Below are 14226 nucleotides of genomic sequence, written 5' to 3'. Positions count from 1 at the left end.
GTAACGCCCCGGGCCCGCCGGGACCAGAGCGCGCCGCTCAGGAGGCGGCGGGCTGGAGCGGCTGGGGGCGGTTCTCCCACTTGGTCGACAGCGCGATGCCGGTGCGGGTGGAGGCCACACCGGGGGTGCGGTTCAGCCGGACGATCAACTGCTCCAGCTCGGCGATGGTGCCCACCCGGGCCTTGAGCAGGAAGGACTCGACGCCCGCCATGAAGTAGCAGGACTCGATCTCGGGCATCTGCCGGAAGGCCTCCAGCACGTCGTCGGTGTCCGCGGTCGAGTCCTCCACGATGCCGATCAGCGCGGTGACCCCGAGCCCGATCGCCTCCGGCTCCACCTCGGCCCGGTACGCCCGGATGACGCCGCCCGACTCCAGCTTGCCGACCCGTTCGTGCACGGCCGGGGCGGAGAGGCCGACCTGGCGGGCCAGCTCGGCGTACGACAGGCGGGCGTTGCCCCGCAACAGCTCCACGAGGCTCAGGTCGATCGCGTCCACGGAGAGTGACCCTATCCTTTCGGGCGTAACGCCCGACGCCCGGCATCAGTTGAACGTGACGTCGCGTTGCCATTCACAAACGTGTCGTCACGGGGGTTCTGCGCCGGTAGCATTTACTAACTTCTCATTAACTTCTCACTGTGTGCGTTTTTCGCGTTTGGCGGACACGCCAGGTCGCTGGTGCTGTAATTGCCATACGTCCCTCATGACGGCTCTGGGCTCGCACCGGCCGGGGGCAGTGTGTTCAGCCGGGGGCTTCGTCGACGCGAGGAGGGGGCTGTGGACACTGGAGATCGCCTGCTGACACCGGGTGAGGTCGCCGCACTGTTTCGGGTTGACCCGAAGACCGTGACCAGGTGGGCAGCGGCCGGCCGGATCGGCAGCATCCGGACTCCAGGCGGGCATCGCCGGTTTCGGGAATCCGAGGTGCGGGCCCTGCTTGAGGGGGAGGGCATGCTGGACGAGGCGGAGGACATGGGCAAGGCGCGCAACATGGGCCCGACCGCCTCGACCGGCCCAGGGCCGGCGAACGCCGGAATGTACTGAGGCGACGCCGGTCGGGACGCTGGCCAGCCTCCGGCCGGTCCGCGTCCCGACCGGCGTCCTTCAGGTCCGGTCCGCGTCCCGCCGGGCGGCGGCCAGCTCACCGGACCAGCGGCGGAACAGCGTGTGCGGCACGCCGAGCGCGTCCAGCACCTTTCCGGCCACGAAGTCGACCAACTGCTCGGCGGAGGCCGCCGCCCCGGCCCCGTAGAAGCCGGGGCTGGCCGGCAGCACCACGGCGCCGGCGTCGTGCAGCGCGATGAGGTGCTCCAGGTGGCTGCGGGTCACCGGGGTCTCCCGGGGGACCACCACCACGGGCCGGCGCTCCTTGAGGTTCACCTCGGCGGCACGCTGCAACAGGTCCTTGGAGAGCCCGATGGCGATGCCGGCGCAGGCCGCCGTGCTGGCGGGGACGACGGCCATGCCGCGTACCCGGTAGGAGCCGCTGCTCGGGCCGGCGGCGAGATCACCGGCCGGCCAGTGCCGCAGGTCCGCGCCGGCGAGGTCGCGGCCCAGCCAGGCGGCCAGGTCCTCGGCCCAGTGCCCGTCGCGGAACGGCTTCCCGGTCTCGTCGAGGATGGTCAGCCGGGCGGCCCGGGAGACGATCAGGTCCACCGCCTGGCCGGCGTCGAGCAGGCCCCGGACGACCGCGGCCGCGTACGGCGTGCCGGAGGCCCCGGAGACGCCGACCACCCATGGTTCGCGCATACCGTCCAGCCTGCCTGGTCGGGCTGAGCGCCGGGCGGCGACCCCCGGCAGAGTGTCCCGCTTGTCCGCCGGGTCGGCGGGCGTGCCGGGAACGTGCGACTCTTCCCCTCGGCTATCCACGGCCAGGGAAGGACCGGTGATGACGGCGGCGGTGCTGCGGGCGTTGCGGTCCGAGTGCCCGATCCCGTCCCGGCTCTCCCCGCACGCCGACGCGGTGCAGGCATGGCTGGTCGGCCAGCTCGACCGGCTCGGGCTGCCGCTGGACCCGGCCATGCGGGAGCGGCTGGCCCGGGCCGGTTTCGCCCGCTACGCCGGCCGCCTCTACCCGGACGCCAGCGAGCCCGACCTCCGGTCGCTGGCCGCCCTGTTCACCTGGTTCTTCCTGGTGGACGACGCCTGTGAGGGGCCGGGCCGGCTGGCCCCGGCGCAGATCCGGGCGCTGCGCGACGGGGCGCTGACCCTGCTCCGCGAGGGCCCTCGGGCACGCCATCCCGGCTTCTCCGGCCCGCTGCGCCGGCTGCTGGTCCAGGCGTGGCGGGAGCCCCGGCGCCGGATGCCGGCCCGCTGGCGGCTGCGTTTCGCCGACGCCGTGGCCGACCACCTCGACGGCGCCTGGCGGGAGGCGGTCGCCACCGTCGCCGGGCGGCCACCGGGCGTCGAAGAGTACGTGCAGCTGCGCCGGGCCACCTCGGCGGCGTACGTGTCGTACCCCTTGATCGAGTTCGCGGCCGGGCGGCCGCTGCCCGACGCGGTCTACCACCATCCCGCGCTGCGCCGCCTCGCCGACCTCGCCAACGACCTGCTGTCCTGGTACAACGACCTGGCCTCGCTGGAGCGCGACCGGGCCGGCGCCGGGGGGCACAACCTGGTGCTGGCGGTGGCCGCCGAGCGGGGCGTGCCGGTGCCGGCGGCGGTGGACCTGGTCGCCACGCGCTGGCGCGCCGAGATGACCCGCTTCGTGGCGCTGCGCGCCGCGGTGCCGTCGTTCGGCCCGGCGCTGGACGAGTCGGTCACCGCCCACCTCGACGGGCTGGCCAACGCGGTCCGCGGCACGGTCGACTGGACGCTGGAGAGCGCCCGCTACCCGGTGGCCGGGTGACGCCCGCTCAGGGGCGCAGGTCGAGGCGGACCACCAGGTCCAGCAGGGCGAAGACGAACAGCGCGATGCCGACGAAGCCGTTGGCGGTGAAGAACGCCCGGTTGACCTTGCTGAGGTCGGTCGGGCTGACCACGAGGTGCTGGTAGCCGAAGGCGACCGCCGTGAACGCCAGCCCGATCCACCAGAGCCAGCCGAAGCCGACAAGCGCGCCGAACCAGATGAACAGCGCGAAGGTCACCACGTGCGCGACGGTGGAGGCGTGCAGCGCGAAACGCCGGCCGTAGCGGGCCGGGACGCTGTGCACCCCGATCTCCCGGTCGATCTCCGAGTCCTGGCAGGCGTAGATCAGGTCGAAGCCGCCGATCCAGAGGCCGACGGCGGCACCGAGCAGCCACGCCGGCCAGGAGCCGGCGAGGGTTCCGGTGACGGCCAGCCACGCGCCGACCGGGCCGACCGCCTGCGCGATCGCCAGGATGGCGTGCGGCCAGTTGGTGAAACGCTTGCCGTAGGGGTAGACGACCAGCGGCACCACGGCGAGCGGGGCGAGCACCAGGCAGAGCGGGTTGAGCAGGGCGGCGGCGGCCAGGAAGACCACCAGCGCGACGGCCGCACCGGTCCAGGCCGTCCGCACGCTCACCGCCCCGGTCACCAGTTCCCGGTTGGCGGTACGCGGGTTCCGCGCGTCGATCCGCCGGTCGAGGATCCGGTTGGCGGCCATGGCGAACGTCCGCGCCCCGACCATCGCCACGGTGATGAGCAGCAGGTCGAGCCAGCGCACCCGCCCGCCGTCGACCTGCATGGCGGTCAGCGCCGACAGGTACGCGAACGGCAGCGCGAAGACCGAGTGCTCGATCGCGACGAGCTTGAGGAAGGACTTGACCCGTCCCGGGCGTTCCGCCGGGGCCTCGGTGACGGCCATCAGATTCCGTACTCCTTCCAGCGCTTGTCGACAAGCGAGACCACCTCGGGCGACATGGTCATCTCCTCGGGCCAGCCCCGGGTGTAGCCCTCGGTGGGCAGCTTCCGGGTCGCGTCGAGGCCCGCCTTGCCACCCCAGAACTGCTGGTACGAGGCGTGGTCCAGGTGGTCGACCGGGCCCTCGGTGACCAGCAGGTCCCGGGCGTAGTCGACGTTGCCGAAGGCGCGGAACGCGACCTCGTTGTAGTCGTGCACGTCGCAGTCCTCGTCGACGATCACGATGAGCTTGGTCAGCGACATGAGGTGCGCGCCCCAGATCGCGTTCATCACCTTCTGCGCGTGCTTCGGGTAGCGCTTGCGGATGGAGACGATCGCGCAGTTGTGGAAGACGCCGGCGGCCGGCAGGTCGTAGTCGACGATGTCCGGGATCATCAACTTCAGCAGCGGCAGGAAGATCCGCTCGGTGGCCTTGCCGAGGCCGTGGTCCTCCTGCGGCGGCTTCGAGGTGATGATCGAGTGGTAGACCGGGTCGCGCTGCATGGTCATCGTCTCGACGTGCAGCACGGGGAACGGCTCGACGGGCGTGTAGAAGCCGGTGTGGTCGCCGAAGGGGCCCTCGGGCAGCCGCTCGCCGGGCTCCAGGTAGCCCTCCAGCACCACCTGGGCGTGCGCGGGAACCTGCAACGGCACGGTGAGGCAGTCGACCATCTCGACCCGCTCGCCGCGCAGGAAGCCGGCGAACAGGTACTCGTCGATGTCGCCGGGGAGCGGCGCGGTCGCCGCGTACGAGACGACCGGGTCGCAGCCGATGGCGATGGCCACCGGGAGCCGCTGGCCGAGCCGCTCGGCGACGGCGTGGTGCGCCGTGGAGTCCTTGTGGATCTGCCAGTGCATGCCGAGGGTGTTCCGGCTGTGCTGCTGGAGCCGGTAGAGGCCGAGGTTGCGCTTGCCGGTCTCCGGGTGCTTGGTGTGGGTCAGCCCGAAGTTGTGGAAGATCCCGCCGTCGCCGGGCCAGACCTGGAGGCCGGGCAGCCGGTTGAGGTCGACGTCGTCACCGCGGTAGACCACCTGCTGGCAGGGCGCGGTCTTGACCTTGCGCGGCGGCAGCGACTTGAGCTGCATGACCTTGCCGAGGCCGTCGCGGATGCCGGACCAGCCGACCGGCAGCTCCGGCTTGATCATCGCGCCGATCCGCTCGCCGATCTCGTCGAGCGTCTCGACGCCGAGCGCCATGGCCATCCGCTTCTCGGTGCCGAACAGGTTGATCGCCACCGGCATCTCGCCCCGGGTGGGCCGCTCGAAGAGCAGCGCCGGGCCGCCGTCGCGGACGGTCCGGGTGACCACCTCGCTGATCTCCAGCGTGGGGTCGACCGGGACGCCCACCCGCCGCAGCTCGCCCGCGGCCTCCAGGGCCGCGAGGAAGTCCTTGAGATCGGTGTACGGGAAGCCACGAGCCGCCATGCCCGCCAGTCTCCCGCACCGGTGTTCGCAGCGTCCAAGCCGGGTGGTGTGAGGTGTGCCCCGGCGTCGGGCTGGCGCACCCGGCGCGGTCGGGGGGCCCGGCATGGCTCTCCACTTCCCGGGTAGTCGAGCCGCCGGACGAGAGGGGGCGTCGATGGGCGAAGGACGGGTCCCGGCAGGGTTCACCGAGCAGCGGACCCGGGTCGGTGACGTGACGATCAACCACGTCCGCGGGGGCAGCGGGCCCACCCTGGTGCTGCTCCATGGCTACCCGCAGTGCTGGCGCATGTGGCGGCACCTGCTGCCGGTGCTGGCCGAGTCGTTCGAGGTGGTCGCGCCCGACCTGCGGGGCTTCGGCGACAGCGACGCCCCGACCGACGGCTACGACAAGAAGAGCGTCGCCGCCGACCTGCACGGGCTGCTGACCGGGCTCGGCTTGACCGAGGACATCCGCCTGGTCGGTCACGACGTCGGCACGATGGTCGCCTACGCCTACGCCGCCGCCCATCCCGACCGGGTGTCCCGGCTGGCGCTCACCGAGGCGCCGATCCCCGACGAGAGCATCTACACGATTCCAGCCCTCACCGCCGCCGGCCCGGCCGTGTGGAACTTCGGCTTCTTCAATCTGACCAACGGCCTGCCGGAGCAACTCGTCACCGGCCGGGAACCGATCTGGGTGGACCGGTTCACCGACTCGATCATGGTCAACAAGGGCAGCATCGGTCCGGAGGAGGCGGCGGAGTACGCCCGGCACCTCCAGGACCCGGCCCACCTCAGGGCGAGCTTCGCCTACTTCCGGGCGTTCGGCCAGGACGTGGCGGACAACGCCGCGTACCGGGCGACGAAGCTGCCGATGCCGGTCCTCGCCGTCGGCGCCCGGGCGAGCCTCGGTGAGCAGGTGGCCGAGCAGGTCCGCCGGTACGCCGACACGGTCACCGGCGAGGTGGTGGAGGAGTGTGGCCACTGGCTCTTCGAGGAGCGGCCGGCCGAGCTGGCGGACCTGCTGCTGCCGTTCCTGCGGAACTGAGGCCGCCGGTCAGGCGGCCGGCTCCCACGCGTAGGCGGCCAGCGGCGGGTCGAGCGGGGCGCCGGTGAGCCGGTTGGCGAAGGTCGAGATCGTGTACGTGCCGACGCCGAGCACCACGTCGAGGGCGTGCCGGGGCTGCCAGCCGGCGGCCAGGAAGGCGTCCAGGTCGTCGTCGGGGACGGCGCCCCGGTGGTCGAGCACGGCGACGGTGAACCGGCGCAGCGCCTCCAGGCGCGGGTCGGGCAGCGCGGCGCCGGCCCGGAGCGCCTCGATCAGCGCGGGTGCCGCGCCCTGCCGGGTGAGCGTCGCCGTGTGCATGGCCACGCAGAGGTGGCACTCGTTGCGGGTGGCCACGGTCAGCACGACCACCTCGCGGGCGAGCGGGTCGAGGTCGGTGGACTCGAAGACGGCGTTGGCGGTGAGGAAGCCCTTGAGCAGTTCGGGCGACTCGGCCATGAGGGCCACCGCGCCGGGGAGGTGACCGAACTTGCGGTGGATGTTTGTCATCGTGGGACGGGCGGCGGCGGGCGCGGTGTCGGGGGTGTGTGCGGTGAAGACCGGACGGGACATGACGGGTACCCCTCGGATAAGATAGTCAACGTGGTTGACGAAATAGTAAACGAGGTTGTCGAACATGGCAACGCCTGACCGCCCGGGCTTCGTACTCCCGCTGCTGCTGCTCGCCGGCTTCCGCACGCTCATCGACGACCTGCACGCCGAACTGGCCCGGCAGGGGCACACCGAGCTGCGGCCGGCCCACGGCTTCGTGCTCCAGGCCGTCGGCCCCGCCGGCACCACCGCCTCCGACCTGGGCCAACGCCTCGGCGTCTCGAAACAGGCGGCCGGCAAGACCATCGACCGCCTGGTCGCGCTCGGCTACCTGGAACGCGCCGACGACCCCGCCGACGCCCGCCGCAAGCTGGTCCGGATGACGGCGAAGGGCCACGACGGGCTGCGCCGGTCGGCGATCGTCTTCGACGAGCTGCGCGACCGGTGGGCGGCGACCCTCGGCGCCGACCGGGTCGCGGGCATCGAGGACGACCTGCGCCGGATGGTCCCGGCCGACGTCTTCCGGCTCGACGTCCCCGGCTGGTTCGGCGCGTGACAAACGTCGTCGGGCCTTGACCGCCCGCCAGGGCTGGCGGCGACGATGTCCGCATGGATGACGCGTACGTGGTGGGTGATCCGGACGGGCTCAGCCCGCTGCAGGCCGAGATCCGGGACGCCGTAGCCCGTGAGCTGCACGCACAGTTCGCGCTCCGGGCCGACCGCCTCGACCTGGCCGACCTGCCCGAGGTGGCGTACCAGATCACCCTGCGCGTCGACGGCGTGCTGACCGGCCGCTGAGACGACGCGACCGCCGGAGGCCCGTGGCCCCGGCGGTCGGCGCGCGGGTCAGACGCCGGCGTAGGAGTGCAGGCCGGTGAAGAAGAAGTTGACCCCGAACAGGTTCATCAGCATGGTCAGGAAGCCCACCACCGCGATCCAGGTGGCCACGTTGCGCCTGACGCTCGGGGTGGCCCGGGCGTGCAGGTAGCCCGCGTAGACCACCCAGGAGATGAACGCCCAGGTCTCCTTCGGGTCCCAGCCCCAGGCGCGACCCCAGGCCGCCTCGGCCCAGATCGCACCGGCGATCACCGCGAAGGTGAAGATCGGGAAGGCGAAGGCGTGCAGCGTGAAGGTCAGCCGCTCCAGGCCGGCCGCCGCCGGCAGCCGCCGGGCCAGGGTGTACGGGAAGCTCCGCCTGCCCTGCTCCCAGCCGGACCGCATCAGGTACGCCACGGCCGGCACCACGCCCAGCAGGAAGATGCCCGAGGCGAAGATGATCGTCGACACGTGGATGATGAACCAGTACGACTGGAGGGCCGGCATCAGCGGCACGACCTGCACGTAGAGCTTCAGCTCGGCGAACGCCAGCAGCAGCACCATGACCAGGGTCAGGAACAGCCCGAGCCGGCGCAGCGACGGCTGCTTCCAGAGCACCGCGAGCCAGGCCGCCGCCCCGATCCAGGTGACCGTCAGCACGAACTCGTACATGTTGCCCCAGGGCATCCGCTCGGCGGCGATGCCGCGGGTGACCACAGCGCCCAGGTGCAGCGCGGCGGCCAGCACGGTGATCCAGGCGGCGATCCGCCCGGCGAGCGCGGCGCGGGCGGCGGAGCGGTCGGGCCGCGTCGGGGCCGGGGTGGCCGGCTCCTCGATCGTCCCGCCGGGGCCGCCGACGCCGGCGCCGACCAGTTCCCGGGCCGGGGCGGCCGCCGGCACCTTCCGGGCGTTGCCCACGGCGTACTCGACGGCGTGGCTGATCATCGCGACCAGGTACGCCAGGATCGCGAACGTGACCAGCTGGTCGGAGAGTGCGGACATCACTCGTCTCCTTCTCGCGCCCGCCGGTCGTCCCGCCCGCCGTCGCTGACCGCGGCGACGAGCTGTGCGAACTCGGGGGCGAAGCCCGGGTGCTCGGTGCGCGGCAGCCCACCGGCCTCCACCAAGCTACTACCGCTCGTCGGAGATCCTTCCTCCGGGGGCGTCACCCGGAACCAGACCCGGCGCCGCCGGCCGAAGAGCGAGCCCATCAGGCCGAGCAGCAGCGTCCCGCAGGCGACAAGCATCATGGTCTGCCCGGGGGCGTGCCGGACCGCGATGGTGATGTACGGCTGGGTGCCCACGAACTCCAGCGTGCTGCCGTCGTCCAGCTTCCACTTCTCGCCGAGGCCGAGCTTCCGGTCGCCGATCTGCTTCAGCTTGCCGTTGCCGAGCTGCCGCTTGTCGAGCTGGTAGACCGAGCCGGGGATGCCGGCGTCCAGCCCCAGGTTGCCCCGGTACGCGGCCAGCACCACCGCCGGGTTCCGCTCCTCGGGGAACTGGGACGAGACGAACGGCGCGGTGTCCGGGGCGGTGGGCAGGTAGAGCCCGTCGAAGGCGACCTGCTGGTCGGGGGCCCGCTTCCCGGTCTTCGGGTCGACGTTCGCGTCGGGGAAGAGGGCGACGCCCTCCTCGGTGGCGTTCTGGTCGCCGGTGCGCAGGAACGGGGCCGTGCTGGTCTGGGTGCGGCCGTACTTGTCGGTGTACCTCAGGATCGGCGCGTACCCGTTGCCGAGCAGGTAGACGTTGGCCGAGCCGAGCCGCAGGGGGGAGTTCACCGAGAAGCCGGCGGTCCGGGTCGACCCGTCGTCCAGGTGGTCCACGGTCACCGTGGCCCAGTAGCGGGAGGCCTGCCCGGAGGGCAGGTAGTCGGCCTCGAACCGGTCCAGCGTGAGGCAGAACGACGGCAGGTCGGCGCTGTCCACCCGCGGGCCGAGCGACGCCTCGGCGTACTGCTGGCGGGTGTTGCAGAAGGCGTTGTCCGCGCCCGACACCAGGATCCGGTTGCCGTGCCAGCCGTACCAGGAGCCGAGCGCGACCCCGAGCAGGACGGCGACAAGCGACACGTGGAAGAGCAGGTTGCCGGTCTCCTTGAGGTAGCCCTTCTCGGCGGAGACCTCGTTGCCGCGGACGGTGACCCGCCAGCGGCGCCGGCGCAGCACCGCGGCGATCGCCTCGGGGTCGGCGGCGGCCGGCGACTCCAGTACCGCGTGCTGGGGCAGCCGCTCCAGGCGCTTCGGCGCGGCCGGCGGCCGCATGCGCAGGGCGCGGACGTGGTCGCGGGCCCGGGGCAGGATGCAGCCGACCAGCGAGGTGAACAGCAGCAGGTAGATCGCGGAGAACCAGACCGAGCCGAAGACCTCGAACATGCCGATCTGGTCGAGCCGGGGCGCCAGGTCGGGGTGGTCGACGAAGTACTGGTTGACCTTCTCCGGGTTGACCCCGCGCTGCGGCAGCACCGAGCCCGGGATGGCGGCGATCGCGAGCAGGAAGAGCAGGATCAGCGCGGTACGCATGCTGGTGAGCTGCCGCCACGAGTTGCGCAGCAGGGCCAGCGCCGGGTTGACCCGGCGCCGGGGCGCGCCGACGGGCGGGGCGGCGGGCCGGTCGTCCACGGTCGTCATCAGATGCTCACCTCGCCCACGCCCACGTGCGTCTGCAACCAGATCACGAAGTCCTGCCAGCCGCCGGTGACCAGCGCGACGCCGATCAGGATCAGCAGCGCGCCGCCGATCCGGGTGACCCAGCGGCTGTTGCGCCGGACGGCGCGGAACACCCCGAGCAGGCGGTGGAAGCCCAGCCCGAAGACGACGAACGGTACCCCCAGCCCGAGGCAGTACGCCACGGCGAGCAGCACGGCCCGGTCGGTCCGCCCGTCGACGGTCGCCATGCCGAGCACCGCACCGAGCGTCGGCCCGGTGCACGGCAGCCAGCTGAGCGCGAAGACCGCACCGAGGACGGGAGCGCCGAGCAGTCCCGCGGCGGGCAGCCGCCGGATGCGGAACTCCCGCTGCATGCCTGGGATCACGCCGAGGTAGCCGAGGCCGAGCACCACCACGAGCGCGCCGATGACGATCTCCAGCGTGCGCTCGTACTGGAAGAGGAGCTTGCCGACCCCGGAGAAGAGGATCGCGGTGGCGGTGAAGACCGCGGTGAAGCCGGCGATGAAGAGCATGGTGCCGGCCAGCACGCGCCCCTTCACGGCGACCGTCGGCCGGGCCGCCGGGGGCGCCGCGACCGCCACGCCACCGCCGCCCGTCTCGCCCGCGACGGGCGCGGGGGCCGCCGGCCGGGCCCGGCCCTCCAGGTCCGCCCCGGCCAGCCCGGTGACGTACGACAGGTAGCCGGGCATCAGCGGCAGGACGCACGGGGAGAGGAAGCTGACCAGCCCGGCGAGCGCCGCGGCCCCGACGGCCAGCAGCAGCGGGCCGGACTCGGCGAGCTGGCGGAACGTCTCGCCCATCAGCGCGATCCGGAGACGGGCTGCTCGGCCGCGACCCGTTCGACGACGGGTTGCAGTTCGTCCCGGGTGACGGCCCGGCGGATCACCACCGCGACCCGGCCGTCCCGGTCCAGGACGACGGTCGCCGGGGTGGTGTTGGGCGGGATGTCGAAGTTGAGCGCCTGCCGGCTTGCCGGGTCGAAGAGGCTCGGGTAGGTGACCCGGCCCTCCTCGAACGCGAGCGCCTTGTCCTTGCTGTCCTGCACGTTGATGCCGAGGAAGGTCACCCCGGACGCCTTGGTGGCCTGGTAGGTGGCCTCCAGGTCGTCGACCTCGGCCCGGCAGGGCGCGCACCAGGAGCCCCAGAAGTTGACCACGACCACCTGGCCACGGGCTTCGGAGACGTCGTAGCTGCCGCCGGTGAGCAGCTCACCGCTCACCTTCGGGGTCTTCGACCGCTGGTCGGGAGCGCAGGTGATGGTGACGCCGTCGCTCTCGCAGCGGCTCTCCTCGTTGCCGGAGGAGCAGCCGACCAGCGCCGTACCGGCGGTGACGGCGGCGAGCAGGGCGGCGACGAGCCTCCGGGTGCGCATCAGGCGCCCTTGGCCGTCCGGGCGGTCGGCGAGATCGCGATCAGGTGCGCCGCGGGCTCGGAGTAGCCGATGCCGGAGATCTTCGCGCCGTCGAAGTGGAACGAGGTGAGGCTGGCCAGGCCGCACTGCCGCCTGCGCGGGTCGTGCCAGAGCCGCTTGCGCTCGACGTAGCGGCGCAGGGTCCAGATGGGCAGCTGGTGGGAGACGAGCACGGCCTCGCGCCCCTCGGCGGCGATCCGGGCGGCGTGCAGGGCGGCGAACATCCGCTCGGCGATCACCCGGTAGGCCTCACCCCAGGACGGGGTCACCGGGTCGCGCAGCACCCACCAGTTGCGCGGGTCGCGGAAGGAGCCGTCGCCCGGCGAGACCTTCTTGCCCTCGAACCAGTTCGCGCTCTCGATCAGCCGCTCGTCCACCCCGACCGGGAGGCCGAACTGCGCGGCGATCGGCTCGGCGGTCTGCTGGGCGCGTTCGAGGGGGCTGGCCACCACGTGCACCACGGTCCGCTCGGCGAGCGCCTGGGCGGCCGCCTTGGCCATCTGGACGCCCAGCTCGGAGAGGCGGAAGCCGGGCAGCCGGCCGTAGAGGATGCCGTCCGGGTTGTAGACCTCGCCGTGCCGCAGCACGTGGACCACCGTCTCGCTCACGCCTGTGCCCCCTTCGTTCGCGACTGCGGGGCTCGCAGACCCGGCTCACTCCTCGCGCTCACCGCTAGCCCCCGTGTCCTGCCGCCGCTGCTGCCGTCGCCGCCTCGGGCAGGGCCGCGGCGATCTGCTCCAGGGCGGCGTCGTCGATCGCCGCCGACACGAACCACGACTCGAACGCGCTCGGCGGCAGGTAGACGCCGGCGGCGAGCATGGCGTGGAAGAACGCCTTGAACGCGGGCACCTGCTGGGTGCGGGCGCTGTCGTAGTCCGCCACGTCGGCGTCGGTGAAGAAGATCGAGAACATGTTGCCCGCGTACGAGAGGCGGTGCGGGACCCCGGCGGCGGCCAGCGCCTCGGTGGCGAGCTTGCCCACCGTGGCGGCCGTCTCGTCGAGCCGGCGGTAGAGCGCGTCGTCGGCCAGCCGGAGCGTGGCCAGGCCGGCGGCGCAGGCCAGGGGGTTACCGGAGAGCGTGCCGGCCTGGTAGACCGGGCCGGCCGGGGCGAGCTTCGCCATGATCTCCGTGCGCCCGCCGAACGCCGCGGCGGGCAGCCCACCGCCCATGACCTTCCCGTACGTCCACAGGTCGGCGTCGGACGGGTCGAGGCCGTGCCAGCCGGCGCGGGAGACCCGGAACCCGGTCATGACCTCGTCGACGATGAGCAGCGCGCCGTGCGCGTGGGCGATGCGGGCGAGCTGCTGGTTGAAGTCGTCGCGCGGGGCGATCACGCCCATGTTGCCGGCGGCCGCCTCGGTGATGATCGCCGCGATGTGCGGGCCCTCGGCCGCGAAGGCCTCCTCGACCGCGCGCAGGTCGTTGTACGGCAGCACGATGGTGTCGCCGGCGGCCGCCCCGGTCACGCCGGGCGAGTCGGGCAGGCCGAAGGTGGCCACGCCGGAGCCGGCGGCGGCCAGCAGCGCGTCGGAGTGGCCGTGGTAGCAGCCGGAGAACTTGATGATCTTGGCGCGGCCGGTGAAGCCGCGGGCCAGCCGGATCGCCGACATGGTGGCCTCGGTGCCCGAGTTGACCAGGCGGACCTGCTCCACGGGGGTACGCGCGACGATCTCCGTGGCCAGGTCGACCTCGCCCGGGGTCGGCGTGCCGAAGCTGGTGCCGAGCGCGGCGGCCTCGCGCAGCGCCTCCACCACCGCGGGGTGGGCATGGCCGAGGATCAGCGGACCCCAGGAGCAGACCAGGTCGACGTAGCGGCGACCGTCGGCGTCGAAGAGCCAGGGACCCTCCCCCCGGACCATGAAGCGCGGGGTGCCGCCGACGGCACGGAACGCGCGCACGGGGGAGTTGACCCCGCCGGGCACGATGGCCTTGGCGCGGTCGAACAGGGCCTCGGAGGCCGGGGCGTCGACCGGGTAGCGGCCGGATCCGGCGGAAAAGGTGTCGCTCACGATGCCGCCATTGTGTCAGCGCCGGGCGGCTGATCGGCAGGCACCCCGCACCGGGGGTTACCGGGCTCACGCCTCGTCCGTTCGGCGCGGTTCACCAACCGGCGGGTCGCTCGACGGGCCCGTTGGTCGACATCGCGATAGGCTGACCGGGTGGATCGTGCCGAACTGTCCATCACGCTACACCGGACGGGTGACGAAGCCGTGCTTCGCCTCGCCGGTGAGATCGACATGCTCACGGCCGCCCAGCTGTCGACAGTCGTCAACGAGGTGCTGGCCGAGCCTCCGCCGCGCATCGTGCTCGACATGGGCGGGGTCACCTTCTGTGACTCCCAGGGCCTCGGCACCCTCGTGGTGCTCAGCCGCAAGGCCAGCCACGCCCAGAGCCTGCTGGTCCTGAGCAACGTCGGCGACTTCCTCCTCCGCGTCCTGGACATCACCGGCCTGCGCAGCGCCCTGATGATCCGCAACGAAACAGCCCCCTGACGGGGGCCGCCCCCTCCGCGTTGATCAAGAAGTTTGCGTCGG

Annotated in this window: 17 protein-coding genes; 6 read left to right on the top strand and 11 right to left on the bottom strand. The window is 72.6% G+C overall.

Annotated elements, in window-relative coordinates; all coding sequences use genetic code 11:
- Positions 1 to 37: 37 nt before the first annotated feature.
- Entirely contained in the window at positions 38 to 496 is a 459-nt protein-coding gene (locus tag NLX85_RS29855) for an Lrp/AsnC family transcriptional regulator (protein ID WP_254340743.1), read from the bottom strand.
- A 279-nt stretch (positions 497 to 775) separates the two neighbouring features.
- Between NLX85_RS29855 and NLX85_RS29850 the strand changes: the two genes are divergently transcribed.
- Positions 776 to 1042 (top strand): BldC family transcriptional regulator, encoded by a 267-nt coding sequence (locus tag NLX85_RS29850; protein WP_013473529.1) that lies wholly within the window; start codon positions 776 to 778, stop codon positions 1040 to 1042.
- A 60-nt stretch (positions 1043 to 1102) separates the two neighbouring features.
- Here the strand turns inward: NLX85_RS29850 and NLX85_RS29845 are convergent, their stop codons facing one another.
- Entirely contained in the window at positions 1103 to 1747 is a 645-nt protein-coding gene (locus NLX85_RS29845; protein WP_254340741.1) for a UbiX family flavin prenyltransferase, read from the bottom strand.
- Positions 1748 to 1886: 139 nt separating this feature from the next.
- Between NLX85_RS29845 and NLX85_RS29840 the strand changes: the two genes are divergently transcribed.
- A complete protein-coding gene (locus tag NLX85_RS29840) occupies positions 1887 to 2846 on the top strand; it encodes a terpene synthase family protein (protein WP_254340733.1) in 960 nt (319 codons plus the stop codon).
- Positions 2847 to 2853: 7 nt separating this feature from the next.
- Here the strand turns inward: NLX85_RS29840 and mqnP are convergent, their stop codons facing one another.
- A complete protein-coding gene (gene mqnP, locus NLX85_RS29835; protein ID WP_254340731.1) occupies positions 2854 to 3765 on the bottom strand; it encodes a menaquinone biosynthesis prenyltransferase MqnP in 912 nt (303 codons plus the stop codon).
- Positions 3765 to 5225 (bottom strand): menaquinone biosynthesis decarboxylase, encoded by a 1461-nt coding sequence (locus tag NLX85_RS29830; RefSeq protein WP_254340729.1) that lies wholly within the window; start codon positions 5223 to 5225, stop codon positions 3765 to 3767. The genes mqnP and NLX85_RS29830 overlap by 1 nt, the downstream gene beginning before the upstream one ends.
- Positions 5226 to 5379: 154 nt before the next feature.
- Between NLX85_RS29830 and NLX85_RS29825 the strand changes: the two genes are divergently transcribed.
- A complete protein-coding gene (locus NLX85_RS29825) occupies positions 5380 to 6252 on the top strand; it encodes an alpha/beta fold hydrolase (RefSeq protein ID WP_254340727.1) in 873 nt (290 codons plus the stop codon).
- A gap of 9 nt (positions 6253 to 6261) precedes the next feature.
- On the opposite strand, the gene NLX85_RS29820 is transcribed toward NLX85_RS29825, so the two are convergent.
- Positions 6262 to 6822 carry a carboxymuconolactone decarboxylase family protein gene (locus NLX85_RS29820; protein ID WP_254340725.1) on the bottom strand — a complete coding sequence of 187 codons (561 nt, stop codon included), beginning with the start codon at positions 6820 to 6822 and terminating at the stop codon, positions 6262 to 6264.
- 64 nt (positions 6823 to 6886) lie between these two features.
- Here NLX85_RS29820 and NLX85_RS29815 point away from each other — a divergent pair, with 64 nt between their 5' ends.
- Entirely contained in the window at positions 6887 to 7357 is a 471-nt protein-coding gene (locus tag NLX85_RS29815; protein WP_254340723.1) for a MarR family winged helix-turn-helix transcriptional regulator, read from the top strand.
- 53 nt (positions 7358 to 7410) lie between these two features.
- Positions 7411 to 7599 carry a hypothetical protein gene (locus tag NLX85_RS29810; RefSeq protein WP_254340721.1) on the top strand — a complete coding sequence of 63 codons (189 nt, stop codon included), beginning with the start codon at positions 7411 to 7413 and terminating at the stop codon, positions 7597 to 7599.
- Positions 7600 to 7647: 48 nt separating this feature from the next.
- Here the strand turns inward: NLX85_RS29810 and ccsB are convergent, their stop codons facing one another.
- The 6 genes from ccsB to hemL all read right to left on the bottom strand — a co-directional run bounded on the left by ccsB (position 7648) and on the right by hemL (position 13701).
- Positions 7648 to 8619 (bottom strand): c-type cytochrome biogenesis protein CcsB, encoded by a 972-nt coding sequence (gene ccsB / locus NLX85_RS29805; RefSeq protein WP_254340720.1) that lies wholly within the window; start codon positions 8617 to 8619, stop codon positions 7648 to 7650.
- Positions 8619 to 10241 carry a cytochrome c biogenesis protein ResB gene (locus tag NLX85_RS29800; protein ID WP_254340718.1) on the bottom strand — a complete coding sequence of 541 codons (1623 nt, stop codon included), beginning with the start codon at positions 10239 to 10241 and terminating at the stop codon, positions 8619 to 8621. Before NLX85_RS29800 ends, ccsB begins: the two co-directional genes overlap by 1 nt.
- Positions 10241 to 11080, bottom strand: a complete 840-nt coding sequence (locus NLX85_RS29795; protein ID WP_254340716.1) for a cytochrome c biogenesis CcdA family protein — start codon at positions 11078 to 11080, stop codon at positions 10241 to 10243. The genes NLX85_RS29800 and NLX85_RS29795 overlap by 1 nt, the downstream gene beginning before the upstream one ends.
- Positions 11080 to 11652, bottom strand: a complete 573-nt coding sequence (locus NLX85_RS29790; protein WP_254340714.1) for a TlpA disulfide reductase family protein — start codon at positions 11650 to 11652, stop codon at positions 11080 to 11082. Before NLX85_RS29790 ends, NLX85_RS29795 begins: the two co-directional genes overlap by 1 nt.
- Entirely contained in the window at positions 11652 to 12299 is a 648-nt protein-coding gene (locus NLX85_RS29785; RefSeq protein WP_107075864.1) for a histidine phosphatase family protein, read from the bottom strand. Before NLX85_RS29785 ends, NLX85_RS29790 begins: the two co-directional genes overlap by 1 nt.
- Positions 12300 to 12363: 64 nt before the next feature.
- Positions 12364 to 13701, bottom strand: coding sequence for a glutamate-1-semialdehyde 2,1-aminomutase (gene hemL / locus NLX85_RS29780; RefSeq protein ID WP_254340712.1), 1338 nt, complete (start codon positions 13699 to 13701; stop codon positions 12364 to 12366).
- Between the two features lie 150 nt (positions 13702 to 13851).
- Between hemL and NLX85_RS29775 the strand changes: the two genes are divergently transcribed.
- Positions 13852 to 14184: an STAS domain-containing protein gene (locus NLX85_RS29775; protein ID WP_254340711.1), complete on the top strand. Its 333-nt coding sequence runs from the start codon at positions 13852 to 13854 to the stop codon at positions 14182 to 14184.
- Positions 14185 to 14226 lie beyond the last annotated feature (42 nt).

The organism is Micromonospora sp. A3M-1-15, from assembly GCF_024213425.1.
Taxonomy (GTDB): Bacteria; Actinomycetota; Actinomycetes; order Mycobacteriales; family Micromonosporaceae; genus Micromonospora; species Micromonospora chersina.
This window is presented reverse-complemented; position numbering and strand designations above follow the sequence as displayed.